Below are 14,816 nucleotides of genomic sequence, written 5' to 3' on the forward strand. Positions count from 1 at the left end.
CAGGGGGGACCTCCCCTCCAGGGCGTTTCGTCGTTTCCGGCGGCATCACCGACGGCAACGACCCCGTCACATCACGACCGGCATGACTACCGGGCCCCTGCCGCTCGACGGGATCATCGTCGACGCCAGGGTCTGCGACGCGGTTCCTCGATCCGGGCCCATGCCGGAATCCGGGGGCGGGAGGCTCTCGCCCAACAGCCCCAGGCCAGCCATGAGAACAGGGCACCGGCGAACAGATGACGGACGACGGTCGAGACGCCATGCCCCTGTACGGCGTTGAACAGGGCGCCGGCGGCGGCAACGGCGAAGAACAGGGTGAGGAAGGTCCAGATCACGATCTTCATGCCGGGGAACGGTAACCGGGCCTCCACCGGCCCCGGGACGCAGGGGGACGATGCCCTCACACCCGTGGGAGTCGGCGCGTTGCGCCTCGGAGGCAAGGCAGCAGGGGCGCTCGTGCGCGGGTGCGCTCCCCCACGTGGGCACTTCTGGCGCCGCGCCCGCGGGCGAACGCCCGCGCCTGGTCCAGAGTTTGTCCAGGATCGCCCACAATTGGGTGGTTACGCCTGAATAGTGAGTTCACTGGTAAGGATGGAACGGTTCACCACCGTTTCGTTCCGCCTTTCCCGGAGCCGCTCATGCGCACTGCCGTCATCGCCGCCCAGGCCCCACCCCGCGCGGAGGAACCCCGGCCCGTTTCCTCAGCGCCCGAGCCGGCGGAGGAACGCGACCTCGTGTTCGGCGGGTTCCGGTACACCTGCCGGATCGTCCGTCAGAGCTCCCCGCAGACGGCGCCGTTGCTGCTGCTGGGCGGCTCGTCGCAGAACCGGTACTCCTGGCAGAGCCACGAGAAGTGGCTGGCGCCGCTGTGCACGCTGATCACGGTGGACCTTCCCGGGTACGGCAGTTCGGACTTCCTCCCCGCCTCCTACGACATGGACTTCCTCGGGGACGCGGTGCAGCACATGCTGACCGAGATCGGCGTGCCCGAGGTGAATCTGTTCGGCGGCTGCTTCGGCGAGGTCGTGGGGCTGCGGTTCGCCCAGCGCCACCCGGGCTCGGTCCGGCGCATCATCTTCGCGGCGGCGGCGAACCGGCTGCCCGAGCTCTACAGCGAGGCCGTGCCCAGGCTCTCGCAGACCCTGGAGCGGGGCGACATCGAGGCAGCCGCGGACGGGCTGGTACGGCTGTTCATGTCGAACCCCGGGGCCGCGAAGGTCCGCCGGCACGCGGCCGTGGCCCGGCTGCTCCAGCGCCAGTTCGTGAACCAGACGCAGGACGACATCAGGAAGACCGTCGAGCACAACACCCGGCTGGTGACGCACGGGTGCTACGAGCCGCTGCCGGTGCCGCGGGTGCCGACGCTGGTGTTCACCGGGGAGTACGACACCCTGTGCACGCCGGAGATGGGGCGGGAGCTGGCCGCCACCCTGCCGGGGGCGCTGTTCACCACCGTGAGGGAGGCGGACCACCTCGTCACGGTCGAGCGCCGGGAGGAGTCGGCGGACCTGATCGCCCGCTTCTGCACGGACCGCTCTGTCGACGACCTGCCGTACTGCGGTCCGTTGGAGACTCCGTGCGGGGAAATGGCCGGCTTGTAACCCACCGGATGAGTGAGCCATAAAGCGTGGCCGGAACCCGATACCGGGTTCCGGCCACGCTCCGCTGTGCGGGTTCCGACGTCCGGGACGTCAGGACTCCTCACCCGGGTACACGAAATTGTTCGCGCACGACACTTTGCCCCCGCCGGAGCAGGTCAGCGTCGAGTCGTTGACGACGCGCACCTTCCCGTGCTCCTCCGACGTGACCTCGTACGTGGCGACCTGCGCACAGCGAACGGTGCCCTGCTTGTCCTTGGTGCAGTGAGCCGGGCTCTCGACGCCGACGGCCTGAACGGCACCGGCGCCCATCAGGGCGAAGCCCCCCAGGACTCCCGCCACCGCTGCGATCATCTTCGACTTGAACATCTACCTGTTTCCTTGCTGGTCGACTCCGCAACCGAGCGGCGAAGTCGTTACAGATGCGTGGGACCGGCCGCGCCGATCGACGAACGGGCAGGCCCAGGGCTCGACCACCTGGGTTCGAGCCCCGGGACCTGCCCGATCACTTCACAGCGGTCACTCGCCGCCGATGCTGAAGGCGCTGCTGCACGCCTGCGAGTTGGTGTCGTTGGCCTCCTGGCCGGCGAGGCTCAGGATGGAGACGCCGATGTTGACATCCTCGAGGTTGATGAGGCCCTCGGTGGAGTTGTCCTGGGCGCAGGTCGTGGTCTGCTTGTTGTTCAGCTCGACCTCCGGCTCGTCGCCCGCGTGGCTGACACCGGCGCCGAGGAAGCCGACGCTGCCGAGCATGGCGAGAACGACCGCGGCCTTCTGGTACTTGCGCATTTTTCTCCATTCATCTGGATACGACCTGCGTTGGCCGCATCACTGACAGTCGCAAGTAAAGCGACGATTTGGGTCAGTTGTTAGCAGAAACGCCGTTTCGTGGCTTTTTTCTTGAAACGCTTCCCGCGCATCCCCGAGAGCCGAGTTGCGGAGCCGCGGGAGTGACGCGCCTTCGGCGGGGCAGGCCCCGGGACTCACGGATTGCCTCCGCAGCCCCGGGACCCGCCACGTCACGTCGTGGCGACGATCAGTCCTTGCCGCCGATCGACAGGCCGCTGCCGCAGGCCTGCGAGTTGGCGTCGTTGGCCTCCTGCTTGGCGACGGCCAGCAGCGCGATGCCCACGTTCACGTCATCGACGTTGATGAGGCCCTTGGACGAGTTGTCCTGGGCGCAGTGGGTGGCCTGCTTGTTGTTCAGCTCGAACTTCGGCTCGTCGCCGGCGTGGCTGACACCGGCACCGAGGAAGCCGACGCTGCCGAGCATGGCCATGACCACAGCGGCCTTCTGGTACTTGCGCATTACCTCTCCGTTTCTCGTGTTGACTCGGTCCGTGCCGGACCGGTCGCTGACAGGCGTTAACGTAAGCAACGCTTGGTGATTTTTGGGAGCAAAACGCCCAGCAGCGTAAGTTTCTTGTGAAGATGCAGGTCAGAGCCTTGCCAGTCGCACCGGACGGACCAAAGGACGGGCGTGCCGAGGCGGGTCTTTCGTAGCAAAGACGCACAAAGAGTGATCTCGTGACATACCCCGTGACCCACGCCGAGGTGGCGCGTTGAGGGAGGAGTGCGGCGCTCGTCATGCCGCCGCGTCAACCAGTCCAGTAAGGAGAACGTGATGTCTCGCATCGCGAAGGCGGCCACCCTGGCTCTCGGCACGGGCGCCGTGGTGTTCAGCGGCGCCGGAATGGCCTCTGCCCACTCCGGTGCCGAGGGTGCGGCCGTCCACTCGCCCGGCGTCGTGTCGGGCAATGTGATCCAGGCTCCGATCCACATTCCCGTCAACGTGTGCGGGAACACCGTGAACATCGTCGGCGCCCTGAACCCCGCTTTCGGCAACTACTGCGTGAACAAGTAGTAGCCCGGCGGCCCACGACCACGGACGTCCGCCGCAGAACCTCCGGAGCCCCGGTGGCCTTGCGCCCCGGGGCTCCTTTCTGTGCATGGGCGTGGTGAAAGGCAGCGGCAACGCAATCGGCCCCCGGCGGAACACCGGGGGCCGAGAGTCTGGGGCGGGAAGGTCAGGCGTGGAGCCCCACGTCGCCGCGCACCGGCTTCGCCTCGTTCACCACGGCCGCCGCTTCCTTCGTGGTGCCGAGCAGCGAGCTCTCGTCGGAGTCGACGAGCGAGTCCGACTCCTGCAGCGGCATCAGCTCGAAGGGAACCGCGGTGCGCAGGCCCGTGTCGAGGCCGGTGGACGCCAGGTCGGTGGAGTCGGCGTACGCGGGTGCGGCGACACCGGCGGCGATCAGGGACCCGGCAAGGACGGCGGCAGCCTTCAGGGACTTCATCGTGTTCCTTTCTTCGGCAACGCGAGTCGCCGGAGTGGTTCTGTCGCCGTGCACAACGATCCCCGGCCGGAGCGGAAACCGGGAAATCGAAGATTGCCGAGTCCTCATACGAAATACGAATTCTATGAACCGACGGGCCGTCTGAGGCCGCGTCGTGTTTTCAGGAATTCGGCAGGATGAGTGACGTGAGTGCGGGCAGCAGTCCGGCCGACGCGGCGGGGTCGGCCGGGTCCGCGGGATCGGCCGGGTCCGCCGGCTCGGCGGGGTCAGCGGGCTCGGCCGGGTCAGCAGGGTCGGCCGGTGCGGGCAGGGTCGTCGCCGTCTGCGGGTCGGTCGCGGTCAGCGCGTCGAGGAGCTCGTCCACCCGGGCGAGAAGCTCGTCGGTGGAGGTGAGGGACGCGTCGGCCGCCGCGTCCGCCGCCGTCCCGGCCGTGTCGGCGGCGTCCGTCGCACTCGTGGCGTCCGACGCCTCCGACGCGTCCGCCGTGGGCTCCGTACTCTCCGTGGACTCCGTACTCTCCGTGCTGTCCGTGCCGTCCGTGATCTCCGTCGTGCCGGTCGACGTGTTCTCGGTCGTCGTGGTCGTCGTGCTGCCGGTGGGCGCGGCCTGCCCGGACGCGGGGAGCAGCACGTCCAGGAGGTTGTCGAGGGCCTCGCGCACGGCGCCCAGCCCGCTGTTCGCGGTGCCGTCGTCCTCCTCGGCCGTGGGCAGCAGCACGCCCGTCACCGGCGCCGGCAGGCCCGGCAGGAACGGAGTCGCGGCCGTGGGGGTGGTGGTCACGGTCGTGGTGACGGTCCCCGGGTCGTCGGCGGCCGCGCGGGCCACCGCCCTCCGTGCCGCGTCGGCCAGCTTCCGGGCCTGGGCCGGGGGCAGTTGCCCGTCCGGAGCGGCGAGGACGGCCCTGATCAGGTCGGCGACCGGGGCGAGGTCGCCCCGGGGAGCCTCGCTGTGCGGGACCCGCGCGAGAAGCGCGGCGGACGACGCCGCCGGGTCCTGTCCGGGGAGCGAGTCCGCCGCGAGGGCGGTCGGGCCGGTGGTGGTGGTCAGGAGGGCGGCGCACAGGGCGCCGAGAGCGATGCGCCGGGCCGGCAGAGCGCGCATGGAGAGTCCTTTCGCGGGGCTTCGGATCTTGGACCCACCGTCGAAGTGCCCGCGACGCCCCGCAACCGGGCGTACGCCTTTCGGACCGGACCGCCGTCACTCCTCTGCGCGTCACGGCAGATGAGCCGGTGCGGGAAGCCGCAGGTCACACACGCCCGACTTCACGATTCCAACACACTTGTCCCCCTTGGTCGAATTTCGGGGACTTTGTCCGTTTAGTGACTAGAGTTGCGTTGCTTCGACGCACCTTCATGGGCGGACGCATCGCACTCGTCCCCGCTGCCTGCCGCCGCCACCCTTTTCCGAAAGGCTCCGAACGGTCATGCGCCAAACCCTGGGTCAGCTGCTTCGCCATGCGACGGTGGGCGTCCTCGCCCTGGCCGCGCTGTGGGCGCCCTGCGGCTCCACCGCCGTCGCCGCGACCGCCGCGCCCGCCGCGCCGGCTCCGGAGGCGGAGGGGCTTCCCTTCGGCGAGCGGTACCGGGTCCTTCAGCGCGGCAACATCGTGCGCGCGGCCAACTCCTCGCACACCTGCCGCGCTTCGGCGTCCTCCTGCCGCTCGGTGCAGAACGGCACGCGGCCGGGGGTGAACGGCGACTTCGACATGCACTACATCGACGTCGACGACGACCCCAACACGTACAACTCCTCCCAGGGGGAGGTGCGGCTGCCCAGGGGGTCGCGGGTGACGTACGCGCGGCTGTACTGGGGCGGCAACCTGCTCGTCGGCGAGCAGAAGCCGGCCGAGGACAACGGGCGCGTGCTGATCGCCGAGCCCGGCGGCAACTACAAGGAGCTGCTCGCGGACACCGTCGTCGGGCACCGCGTGGCGGGCGGCATGGACGCCTTCCAGGCCTCCGCGGACGTGACACGGCTGGTGCGGGACAGCGGCTCCGGCCTCTACACGGTCGCGCAGATCAACGTGGCCGGGGGCCGGTCGGCGGCCGGCGCCTGGGGCGGATGGACGCTGGTGGTGGCGTACGAGGACCCGGCGGAGCCGCTGCGGCACCTGTCCGTATGGGACGGCTTCGCCCCGCTGGGCGGCGACTCCGGCGCCCATGTCACGCTGCGCGACCTGCCGTTCCCCGCGGCGGCCGGGGGCCGGGTGGGCATGGTGGCCTACAACGGCGACCGCGGCACCGCCGGCGACTCCCTGGTCCTGACCGCGGGCGACACGGTCACCGCGCTCGGCGACGGCGCCAACCCGGCCGACGACGTGCTGAACTCCACCGTCGCCGCCCCCGCGAACGCGCCCTCGGCGCGCGTGCCCGCGTACGCCAACACCCTCGGCTACGACTCCGACGTGTTCGACCTCGGCGGGCTGCTGACGCGCGCCGGTGACCAGGCGGCCCTCCGCCTCACCTCGCAACGCGACGCCGCGTGGGCCGGCGTGCTCTTCGCCGCCGTCGACGCCCGTCCGTGAACGCGCCGTCCCGCGTCCCCGACACCTGCGTGAGTGAGGAAGCCGTGCCCACGGATCTGACACCCCACGGCCGCCGGCCGCGGGTCCTGCACCTCACCCAGCCCGTGGACGGAGGCGTCGCACGGGTGGTGACCGACCTGGTGCGGGCGCAGCTGGCCGACGGCCTCGATGTCGCCGCCGTCTGCCCCGACAGCCCGCTCACCACCCGGCTGCGTTCCCTCGGCGCCCACCTGCGCACCTGGGAGGCGACCCGCTCGCCGGGGCCCTCCCTCGTCCGGGAGGTACGGCAACTGAAGCAGCTCGTCGACGAGTTGCGGCCCGACCTGATCCACGCGCACAGCGCGAAGGCCGGGCTGGCCGGGCGGCTGGCCGTGCGCGGGCGCATCCCCACGGTGTTCCAGCCGCACGCCTGGTCGTTCGAGGCGGTGGGCGGGACCACGGCCGCGCTCGCCCTGCGCTGGGAGCGGTGGGCGGCGCGCTGGGCCTCCCGGGTGATCTGCGTGAGCGAGGCGGAGCGCGACACCGGAGTGGGCGCCGGGATCCACGGGCGCTGGACGGTCGTACCCAACGGCATCGACCCCGAGCGTTTCCGGCCCGCGCAGGACACGGGCCCGGTCAGGGCCCAACTCGCCGCCCGCCACGGCATGGACGCGGACGCACCCCTGGTCGTGTGCGTCGGACGGCTGTGCCGGCAGAAAGGGCAGGACGTCCTGCTGCGGGCCTGGGAGGCCGTACGCCGACAGGTGCCCGGGGCGCGGCTGGCGCTGGTCGGCGACGGTCCGGACCACGACCGGCTGCGCGCCGACGCCCCGGACTCCGTGCTGTTCACGGGGGCCGTCGCGGACGCGTCGCCCTGGTACCAGGCCGCCGACCTCGTCGTACTGCCGTCCCGCTGGGAGGGCATGGCGCTGGCCCCGCTGGAGGCGATGGCCTGCGCGCGGCCCGTGGTGGTCACGGACGTCGACGGGGCCCGCGAGAGCCTGCCGGCGGCGCTGGCCGCCCGCTGCCTGGTGCCGCCGGAGGACCCGCGCGCGCTCGCCCGGACCGTGGCCGCGCTGCTGCTCGATCCGCCGCTGCGGGCCGACCTCGGCGACCGGGCACGCCGCCATGTGCTGTCCCTCCACGACGTGCGGCACACCGCGCGGGCGGTCGCCGACGTCTACCGCGATCTGCTCGGCGCCCGGCCGGCCACGACCGGGGCACGCCCGCTCCTGACGGCCGAGGGCGCCGAGGCCGACCGGACGACACAGCGCGTCGAGCACTCAGAGCACAGGGAGTCCATCCACTCGTGACCGCCGAACGTACCGTGCCCTCCCCCGGTGTCCCGCCCCGGGAGCACGGATTCCCGCCCGTGTCCGTCATGCCGCCGCGCGCCGGCGACACCGGTCCCCGGCTGCCCGCCTCGCGGCCTCCGGACCGCCCCGACTCCCCGGTTCCCCTGCTGCTCGCGGACGGCGCGGCGGCCCTGCTCGCCGGGTGGGCGGCCGGGCTCCCCCCGCTGCTGCTCGCTCTGCTGACCGGGGCCTCGCTCCTGCTGCTGCGTCCGCGCGGCGTGCGGCCCGCGCTCCCGGCGGTCCTGGACGAACTGCCCGCCGTGTGCGGGCGCGTGGCGGTGGCCTGGCTGGCGACGGCGGCGCTGTGGGCGGCGTTCCGGCCGCAGGAGGCGCTGTCCGCCGGCACCGTGCTGGCGGGCCTGGCGGCGCAGGTGGCGGCGGGCGGAGTGTCGCGCGCGCTGGTCCACGGGCGGCGGCGGGTGGCGCTGCTGCGGCATCCGCGGGCGGCGCTCGTGATCGGCCCGGCGGCGACCGCGCAGCGCGTGGCCGCCGCCGTGCTGCGTCACCCCCGGTGCGGGATGCGGCCGGTGGGTGTGGTCGCCGCGCAGGGGGACGGTGGTGACGGGGGCGTCCCCGTGCTGCGCACGGACGAGGAGGTGGAACGCGCGGTCATCCAGAACGGGGTGCGCGCGGTTCTCGCCGTCCACCCGTCGGTGCGTGGTGAACAGGGCACGCTGCTGCGGGCGTTGGCGGCGTCCGGGTGCACGGTCTGGGAGGTCGACGCCGACGCCTCGCCGTACCCGGCGCCCGAGCGGCTGGCCGGGTTCTCGGCCCGGCGGCTGGACCTCGCGCCGGTCCGCGGCGGTGGCGGCGCCGGCAAGCGGCTGCTGGACATCCTGGTGTCGGGGACCCTGCTGCTGCTGGTCAGCCCGCTGCTGCTGGTGTGCGCGGTGACCCTGCGGCTCACCGACGGGCCCGGGGTGGTGTTCCGTCAGGAGCGCATCGGCCGGGACGGCGAGCCGTTCACGCTGCTGAAGTTCCGCACCCACCGGCCGGTCGACGAGCACGAGTCGGCGACCCGGTGGAGCGTGGCGGGCGAGCACGAGATGCGCCGCTTCTGCCGGATGCTGCGCCGCACGTCGCTGGACGAGCTGCTCCAGCTGTGGAACGTGCTGCGCGGCGACATGAGCCTGGTCGGGCCGCGCCCCGAACGCCCGTACTTCGTCGCCCAGTTCAGCGAGACGTATCCGGGATACGCGGCCCGGCACCGGATGCGTACCGGCATCACCGGGCTGGCGCAGATCCACGGGCTGCGCGGGGACACCTCGATCGAGGACCGCGCCCGGTTCGACAACGCGTACATCGACGACTGGTCGCTGTGGCAGGACGTGTGCATCCTGCTGCGCACGGCGGCCACGCTGGTCCGTCCGACGGGGAGCTGACGCCAGGTGAGCCACGTCCCCGTACTGCCGCTGCCGCGCGCGGCCGCCCGGTTCGCGCCGGTGCTGCCGCTGGTGGCGGTGGTCGCGCTGCTGGGCCTGCCGCCGACGGGGGACGGCGCGGGGCCCGCCGACGTGGTGTCCGCGCTGGTGGTGGGGTACTGCGTGATCCTGCTGCTGCGCCAGCGGCGGCGTCCGCTGTCACGCCGCGCGGCGGTGGTGCTGGGACTGCCCGTGGCGGGGCTCGCGGTCGCCGCCATGGACGCGGCCTCGCCCGCGGCGGGGCTCGGCGGGATGGCCCGCTATCTCCAGGTGTTCGTGCTGGTCCCGGCGGCCGTGCTGGTGCTGCTGCGCGGGCGGGCCGACTTCCGGCTGCTGGCCTGGTCGTTCGTGGGGCTCGCGGTGTGGCAGGGGGCCGTCGGCGTGCACCAGTACGTCACCGGCACCGGCGCCTCCTACCAGGGCGAGACCGTCCGCGCGGTGGGCACCTTCGGGGCACAGGACGTGATGGGCATGGCCACGGCGGTGGCGCTCGGCGTGGTCTGCGCGACCGGGCTGGCGCTGGGGCGGACGCCGCTGTGGCAGCGGGCGGCGGCCGCCGGGTGCGCGGTCGTGCTGCTGGTGCCGCTGGCGGTGTCCTTCAGCCGGGGCGCCTGGATCGCGACCGCGCTGACCTGCGCGGTGCAGCTGGCGACGGCGGGGCTGCGGCGGGCGCTGAAGGTGGGGGCGGCCGTGGCCGCGGCGGGGGTGATCCTCGTGGGCGGCCTCGGGGTCGGTACGGCGATGCTCCAGGAGCGGATCGACAGCATCACGCAGGTCGCCGACGCGCCGGACCAGTCCGTGATCGACCGGTACACGCTGTGGGCGTCCGCCGTCGGCATGTGGCGCGAACAGCCGGTGACCGGGGTGGGGCTGAAGAACTTCCCCGAGTACCGCGACGGGCACGCCACGCTCGCGCTGTCGTCGGGCAGCGACATCGAGGGCGCCGGGGAGACGTTCCACAAGCAGGCGTTGCTCTCCCCGCACAGCATGTACCTGCTGGTGCTCAGCGAGCAGGGCCTGCTCGGCTTCTGCTCGCTCGTGGGGAGCTGGCTGGCGCTGCTGGTGTGCGCGGTGCGCGCGCCGGCGCGGGCGCGCCGCGACGGGTCCGGGCTCGACTGCGCGCTGATCGCGTGCGGCCTGCTGTTGTGGCAGCTCGTCGACTACGTGTACGGCGACATCGGCGGCCCGTCGACCGTCCTGACCGGTGTGGCGCTCGGGCTGACGGCGTGGTGGGGGCTGACGGAGCGGGGCCGGGTGGACGCGGCCTGCCCGGACACCCTCCCCGGCCGGGTGGAGGAGGCGGTGGCCCGATGACGTCCTTCCCGCCCCAGGCCGCGGGCACCGCGCCCGGCCCCCGTACGGAGCCCGTCCCGGCCCGCGCGAAGGCCCGCACCGCCGACGGGCCCGGCCGTCCGGGCGACCGCCCCTCCGCCGGTCCGCAAGGGCAAGGGCACGGGCACGGCGACCCGAATCCCTCCCGCCGCTTCCTCGCCCGGGCCGCGCTGCTCACCGCCGCGCTGTCCATCGCCGGGTCCCTGCTCGGCCTGGTCCGGGACCAGTCGCTGGCGCGGCTGTTCGGGGCGGGGAGCGACACCGACGCGTTCCTCGTCGCGTGGACCGTGCCCGAGATGGCGGCGACGCTGCTGATCGAGGACGGGCTGGCGATCGCGCTCATCCCGGCGTTCAGCATGGCGCTGGCCCGGCGCGCGCGGGGCGTCCCGGGCGACCCGGTGCGGGAGCTGGTGCGGGCCACGCTGCCGCGGCTGTGCCTGGCGTTCGCCGCGGTGGCCGCGCTGGCCGCCGCCGGGGCGCCGTACCTGGTGGCCGTGCTCGCGCCCGGGCTGCCCGACCCGCGGCTCGCCGTGGACTGCACCCGGCTCACCGCGCTCAGCCTGCTGGCCTTCGGGCTCGCCGGGTACTGCAGCGCCGCGCTGCGGGCGCACCGGCGCTTCCTCGCCCCGGCGGCGATCTACGTCGCGTACAACACGGGGATCATCGCGACGATGTTCGCCTTCGGCGGCGACTGGGGGGTGCGCGCGGCGGCGGCCGGGGTCGCGGTGGGCGGCTGTCTGATGGTGGCGGTGCAACTGCCGTCGCTGTGGCGCCGCCTCACCTCGCGCGGGCCCGCGCCGGCCGCCGTGGACGGAGCTCCGGCGGACGAGGAGCGGCCGGTGCGGCTGGCGCTGATCGCCGCCGTGCTGCTGTTCGCGCTGTGCCGCCAGTCGCAGGTGCTGGTCGAACGTTTCCTGGCGTCGTCGCTGCCCGCGGGCGCCATCTCGCACCTCAACTACGCGCAGAAGGTCGCGCAGATCCCGATGACGCTGTCGCTGATGGTGTGCACGGTGACCTTCCCGGTGGTGGCACGGGCGCTCGCCGACGGGGACACCGCGCGGGCCCGCGCCCGGGTCCAGCGGGACCTGGTGCTGGCGTCCTGCGTGGTGCTGCTGGGCATGTGCGCGGTGGTCGCCTGCGCCCCGCAGATGATCGGACTGCTCTTCCAGCGAGGGGCGTTCACCGCGTCCGACACCGCCGCGACGGCGGACGTGATGCGGGTGTACGCGCTCGGCCTGCTCGGCCAGACGCTGGTGGGCGCGCTGGTCCGCTGCTACTTCTCGGCGGGCAGCGCCCGCTGGTACCCGCTGGGCGTGATGGGCGTGGGCATCGCCGTCACGTCCCTGGCCGGCGCGCTCGCCGTGGGCCGCTGGGGCGTCGCGGGGATCGCCGCGGCCAACGCCGCCGGCATCACCGTCACCGCCGCCCTGCTGCTGCTCGGGCTGCGCGCCGCCCCCTCCGACCACGCCCCGGGCGTCACCGTCGGCGTCCGCCGGGTCCTCGCCGACCTGGGCCGCCCGGTCCTCGCGTCCGTCCTGGCCGTCACCGCCGGGGTGTTCGCGGCGGGTTGGTTCGCCTCGCCCGTGGCGGCGCTCGCGGCCGGCTGCCTCGCCGTCACCGCCGTCTTCGTCCCCATCGCCCTGTCCGCCCTGGGCGTGGGCGCCGCCACCGCGCGGCGCTCCGTCCGTACCGTCACACGAAGGCTCACACATGGCCGCACCCGTTGATTCCCCGCTCGCCGACCCGACCCGGCCGGCGCGCCGCCCGGCGACCGTCCCCTGGGTGGCGATGTACCACTCGGTGGGCGACTGCTCCGACGACCCCTACCGCGTCACGGTCACCCCGGACCGGCTGGAGCACCAGCTGACCTGGCTGCGCCGGCGCGGGCTGCGGGGTGTGTCCGTGGCGGAGCTGCTGGACGCGCGCGCCCGGGGCGAGGGCCGGGACCTGGTCGGTCTGACCTTCGACGACGGCTACACCGACTTCCTCACCGGCGCGCTGCCGCTGCTGCGCCGCTTCCGGTTCAACGCGACCCTGTTCGTGCTGCCGGGGCGGCTCGGCGGCGACAACGCCTGGGACCCGCTCGGCCCGCGCAAGCCGCTGCTGGACGCGGACGGCATCCGGCACGCCGCCGGGGAGGGCGTGGAGATCGGCTCGCACGGGCTGACGCACGTCGACCTGACCCGCGCCGACGACGCGCTGCTGGACGCCGAGGTGACCGGGAGCCGCGCCCGGCTCGCCGAGCTGACCGGCGCGCCCGTGGACGGCTTCTGCTACCCGTACGGCACGGTCGACGCGCGCGCCGTCGACGCCGTACGGAAGGCCGGCTACCGGTACGCCTGCGCCATCGACCCGGGCCCGCTGACCGGCCCGCACGCCCTGCCGCGGGCGCACGTGGGACAGAACGACACGGCGTGGCGGCTGCGGCTGAAGCTGCGGCTGCACCGCTGGCGCCGCCGTCCGGCGGAGGGCGTGTGAGATGCGGGCGCTGCACATCATCACCGGTCTCGGCGTGGGCGGCGCCGAACAGCAGCTGCGGCTGCTGCTGCGTCATCTGCCCGTCGAGTGCGACGTGGTGACGCTCACCAACCCGGGCCCGGTCGCCGACGGCCTGCGCGCCGACGGGGTGCGGGTGCTGCACCTGGGCATGGCGGGCAACCGCGACGTGGGCGTGCTGCCGCGGCTGGTCAAGGTGATCCGCTCCGGCGGCTACGACCTGGTGCACACCCACCTCTACCGGGCCTGTGTGTACGGCAGGCCGGCGGCGCGGATCGCGGGCGTGCGGGCGGTCGTGGCCACCGAGCACTCGCTGGGCGACTCCCAGATGGAGGGCCGCGCGCTCACCCAGGGCGTGCGGGCGCTGTACCTGGCGAGCGAGCGGCTCGGCTCGGCGACGGTCGCCGTCTCCCCGACGGTGGCCGACCGGCTGAAGCGGTGGGGGGTGCCCGCGCCCCGGATCGAGGTGGTGCCGAACGGCATCGAGCCGGACCGCTTCCGCTTCGACCCGGAGCGGCGCGAGCGCACCCGCAGGCGGCTGGGCCTGCCGGACGGCGCGTTCGTCGTCGGCGGGGTGGGCCGGCTCGCCCCCGGCAAGCGGTTCGACGTGCTGGTGCGGGCGCTGGCGCGGCTCCCGGAGGACTGCTGGCTGCTGCTGGTGGGCGGCGGCCCCGAGGAACACGTGCTGCGGCGCACGGCCCACGAGGCCGGGGTGTCCGGGCGGGTGCTGTTCACCGGGGAGCGGCCCGTCGTGCCCGACGGCACGCCCGGTCCCGATCTGCCCTCGCTCACCTCGGCGATGGACCTGTTCGCCGCCCCGTCCACACAGGAGGCGTTCGGACTGGCGGCGGTGGAGGCCCTGGCCGCCGGGCTGCCCGTGCTCTACGGCTCCTGCCCGGCGATCGAGGACCTGCCGCCGGAGTCCTCGGCCGGCGCGCGGCGGGTGCGCGGCGGCCCGGAGACGTACGCCCGCGCGATCGCCGAGGCGCGCGCGGCGGGCCCGGGCCCGCGCACGGCCGCCGAGGCCGCCCGCCACTACAGCATCACCCGCAGCTCGGCCCGCCTCATGGACGTGTACGCGGCCGCCGTGGCCGGCTTCTCCCCTTCCCTCCACGTCAAGGAAGCACCGTCGTCATGACCGACACCCCGACCCGTCCGCGTCTTCCGCGCCTGCCGTCCCTGGACCGTGTCAGAAAGCTGCCGGCCTGGTCCGCGCTGGTGGCGGGCACGCTGCTGGGCGGTCTGTCCGGCGGCGCGTACGGCCTGCTCACGCCGCCCGAGTACACGGCCACCAGTTACGTCGTGGCCGTCCCCACCGACCAGGCCACCCCGGAGTCCGCGCGCGGTTTCGCGCAGGCGTACGGGCGGGTGGCCACCCAGCTCGCGGTGCTCGGGGACGCGCAGGTGTGGGCGGGTGTGCCGGTGCGCACCCTGCGGGACGGGGTGCGCACGGCGACCTCGCCGGACGCGCCGATGGTCTCCGTCACGGCCGTGTCCGAACGGCCCGGGACGGCGGTCGACATGGCGAACGCGGTGGCCCGGGCGCTGACCCGGCACGCGGAGGACACCAAGGACAGCACCCGGGTGCGGCTGGTGCAGTTCTCCCGCGCGGCGAAGCCGTCCGCGCCCGCCTCGGCGTCCCCCGCGGTGACCGCCCTGGTCGGCGCGAGCGCGGGCGGGCTGCTCGGCGGTCTGGCGCTGCTGGCCCGGCCCCGGCGCGGCGGCCGGGACGGGGAGGCGGCGCCCAGCGCCTCCGTGCCCGGTCCGGCCACCGCCGCCGACGTGCCGCGGTGACGGCGGTGAGCCCGGCCGG

General features: G+C 73.9%; 16 protein-coding genes. 10 read left to right on the forward strand and 6 right to left on the reverse strand.

All coding sequences use genetic code 11. From position 1 onward, the window contains the following. Positions 1-113 precede the first annotated feature (113 nt). Entirely contained in the window at positions 114-344 is a 231-nt protein-coding gene (locus tag ACFOSY_RS07125; RefSeq protein WP_394305876.1) for a hypothetical protein, read from the reverse strand. Positions 345-638: 294 nt separating this feature from the next. Here ACFOSY_RS07125 and ACFOSY_RS07130 point away from each other — a divergent pair, with 294 nt between their 5' ends. Further along, positions 639-1,601 (forward strand): alpha/beta fold hydrolase, encoded by a 963-nt coding sequence (locus ACFOSY_RS07130; protein ID WP_394305877.1) that lies wholly within the window; start codon positions 639-641, stop codon positions 1,599-1,601. Positions 1,602-1,691: 90 nt separating this feature from the next. Here the strand turns inward: ACFOSY_RS07130 and ACFOSY_RS07135 are convergent, their stop codons facing one another. The 3 genes from ACFOSY_RS07135 to ACFOSY_RS07145 all read right to left on the reverse strand — a co-directional run bounded on the left by ACFOSY_RS07135 (position 1,692) and on the right by ACFOSY_RS07145 (position 2,907). Beyond that, on the reverse strand, positions 1,692-1,967 hold the full coding sequence (locus tag ACFOSY_RS07135) for a hypothetical protein (RefSeq protein ID WP_394305878.1): 276 nt from the start codon (positions 1,965-1,967) through the stop codon (positions 1,692-1,694). Positions 1,968-2,117: 150 nt separating this feature from the next. Then, positions 2,118-2,387, reverse strand: a complete 270-nt coding sequence (locus ACFOSY_RS07140; protein WP_394305879.1) for a hypothetical protein — start codon at positions 2,385-2,387, stop codon at positions 2,118-2,120. Between the two features lie 247 nt (positions 2,388-2,634). Next, complete coding sequence (locus tag ACFOSY_RS07145; protein WP_394305880.1) at positions 2,635-2,907, reverse strand: hypothetical protein; 273 nt, start codon at positions 2,905-2,907, stop codon at positions 2,635-2,637. A 315-nt stretch (positions 2,908-3,222) separates the two neighbouring features. Here ACFOSY_RS07145 and ACFOSY_RS07150 point away from each other — a divergent pair, with 315 nt between their 5' ends. Continuing rightward, the gene (locus ACFOSY_RS07150; RefSeq protein WP_031060105.1) at positions 3,223-3,462 is read left to right on the forward strand and encodes a chaplin; all 240 of its coding nucleotides are present in this window, start codon (positions 3,223-3,225) and stop codon (positions 3,460-3,462) included. A gap of 163 nt (positions 3,463-3,625) precedes the next feature. Here the strand turns inward: ACFOSY_RS07150 and ACFOSY_RS07155 are convergent, their stop codons facing one another. Both ACFOSY_RS07155 and ACFOSY_RS07160 read right to left on the reverse strand, forming a co-directional pair. Then, entirely contained in the window at positions 3,626-3,895 is a 270-nt protein-coding gene (locus ACFOSY_RS07155) for a hypothetical protein (RefSeq protein WP_394305881.1), read from the reverse strand. Between the two features lie 160 nt (positions 3,896-4,055). Beyond that, positions 4,056-4,997 carry a hypothetical protein gene (locus tag ACFOSY_RS07160; protein ID WP_394305882.1) on the reverse strand — a complete coding sequence of 314 codons (942 nt, stop codon included), beginning with the start codon at positions 4,995-4,997 and terminating at the stop codon, positions 4,056-4,058. A gap of 322 nt (positions 4,998-5,319) precedes the next feature. On the opposite strand from ACFOSY_RS07160, the gene ACFOSY_RS07165 reads away from it, so the two are divergent. From ACFOSY_RS07165 to ACFOSY_RS07200, 8 genes are read left to right on the forward strand one after another with little or no spacing between them, the layout of a single operon-like run. Further along, complete coding sequence (locus ACFOSY_RS07165; protein ID WP_394305883.1) at positions 5,320-6,420, forward strand: DUF3344 domain-containing protein; 1,101 nt, start codon at positions 5,320-5,322, stop codon at positions 6,418-6,420. A 44-nt stretch (positions 6,421-6,464) separates the two neighbouring features. Next, positions 6,465-7,712 (forward strand): glycosyltransferase family 4 protein, encoded by a 1,248-nt coding sequence (locus tag ACFOSY_RS07170; RefSeq protein WP_394305884.1) that lies wholly within the window; start codon positions 6,465-6,467, stop codon positions 7,710-7,712. After that, positions 7,709-9,136, forward strand: coding sequence for an exopolysaccharide biosynthesis polyprenyl glycosylphosphotransferase (locus ACFOSY_RS07175; protein WP_394305885.1), 1,428 nt, complete (start codon positions 7,709-7,711; stop codon positions 9,134-9,136). The genes ACFOSY_RS07170 and ACFOSY_RS07175 overlap by 4 nt, the downstream gene beginning before the upstream one ends. Positions 9,137-9,142: 6 nt before the next feature. Further along, a complete protein-coding gene (locus ACFOSY_RS07180) occupies positions 9,143-10,489 on the forward strand; it encodes an O-antigen ligase family protein (protein WP_394305886.1) in 1,347 nt (448 codons plus the stop codon). Beyond that, positions 10,486-12,234, forward strand: coding sequence for a lipid II flippase MurJ (locus tag ACFOSY_RS07185; RefSeq protein WP_394305887.1), 1,749 nt, complete (start codon positions 10,486-10,488; stop codon positions 12,232-12,234). The genes ACFOSY_RS07180 and ACFOSY_RS07185 overlap by 4 nt, the downstream gene beginning before the upstream one ends. After that, entirely contained in the window at positions 12,218-12,985 is a 768-nt protein-coding gene (locus ACFOSY_RS07190) for a polysaccharide deacetylase family protein (protein ID WP_394305888.1), read from the forward strand. Before ACFOSY_RS07185 ends, ACFOSY_RS07190 begins: the two co-directional genes overlap by 17 nt. A gap of 1 nt (position 12,986) precedes the next feature. Next, positions 12,987-14,141, forward strand: a complete 1,155-nt coding sequence (locus ACFOSY_RS07195; RefSeq protein ID WP_394305889.1) for a glycosyltransferase — start codon at positions 12,987-12,989, stop codon at positions 14,139-14,141. Further along, a complete protein-coding gene (locus tag ACFOSY_RS07200) occupies positions 14,138-14,797 on the forward strand; it encodes a lipopolysaccharide biosynthesis protein (protein ID WP_394305890.1) in 660 nt (219 codons plus the stop codon). Before ACFOSY_RS07195 ends, ACFOSY_RS07200 begins: the two co-directional genes overlap by 4 nt. The last annotated feature ends 19 nt before the right edge of the window (positions 14,798-14,816 follow it).

Origin of the sequence: Streptomyces lusitanus (assembly GCF_042647945.1) — a bacterium.
In the GTDB taxonomy this organism is placed as follows: domain Bacteria; phylum Actinomycetota; class Actinomycetes; order Streptomycetales; family Streptomycetaceae; genus Streptomyces; species Streptomyces pseudogriseolus.

Excerpts from the sequence above, each read along its gene's own strand:
- ACFOSY_RS07125 (WP_394305876.1), bottom strand. The coding sequence starts at position 344 with ATGAAGATCGTGATCTGGACCTTCCTCACCCTGTTCTTCGCCGTTGCC.
- ACFOSY_RS07130 (WP_394305877.1), top strand. The coding sequence starts at position 639 with ATGCGCACTGCCGTCATCGCCGCCCAGGCCCCACCCCGCGCGGAGGAA.
- ACFOSY_RS07135 (WP_394305878.1), bottom strand. The coding sequence starts at position 1,967 with ATGTTCAAGTCGAAGATGATCGCAGCGGTGGCGGGAGTCCTGGGGGGC.
- ACFOSY_RS07140 (WP_394305879.1), bottom strand. The coding sequence starts at position 2,387 with ATGCGCAAGTACCAGAAGGCCGCGGTCGTTCTCGCCATGCTCGGCAGC.
- ACFOSY_RS07145 (WP_394305880.1), bottom strand. The coding sequence starts at position 2,907 with ATGCGCAAGTACCAGAAGGCCGCTGTGGTCATGGCCATGCTCGGCAGC.
- ACFOSY_RS07150 (WP_031060105.1), top strand. The coding sequence starts at position 3,223 with ATGTCTCGCATCGCGAAGGCGGCCACCCTGGCTCTCGGCACGGGCGCC.
- ACFOSY_RS07155 (WP_394305881.1), bottom strand. The coding sequence starts at position 3,895 with ATGAAGTCCCTGAAGGCTGCCGCCGTCCTTGCCGGGTCCCTGATCGCC.
- ACFOSY_RS07160 (WP_394305882.1), bottom strand. The coding sequence starts at position 4,997 with ATGCGCGCTCTGCCGGCCCGGCGCATCGCTCTCGGCGCCCTGTGCGCC.
- ACFOSY_RS07165 (WP_394305883.1), top strand. The coding sequence starts at position 5,320 with ATGCGCCAAACCCTGGGTCAGCTGCTTCGCCATGCGACGGTGGGCGTC.
- ACFOSY_RS07185 (WP_394305887.1), top strand. The coding sequence starts at position 10,486 with ATGACGTCCTTCCCGCCCCAGGCCGCGGGCACCGCGCCCGGCCCCCGT.
- ACFOSY_RS07190 (WP_394305888.1), top strand. The coding sequence starts at position 12,218 with ATGGCCGCACCCGTTGATTCCCCGCTCGCCGACCCGACCCGGCCGGCG.
- ACFOSY_RS07195 (WP_394305889.1), top strand. The coding sequence starts at position 12,987 with ATGCGGGCGCTGCACATCATCACCGGTCTCGGCGTGGGCGGCGCCGAA.
- ACFOSY_RS07200 (WP_394305890.1), top strand. The coding sequence starts at position 14,138 with ATGACCGACACCCCGACCCGTCCGCGTCTTCCGCGCCTGCCGTCCCTG.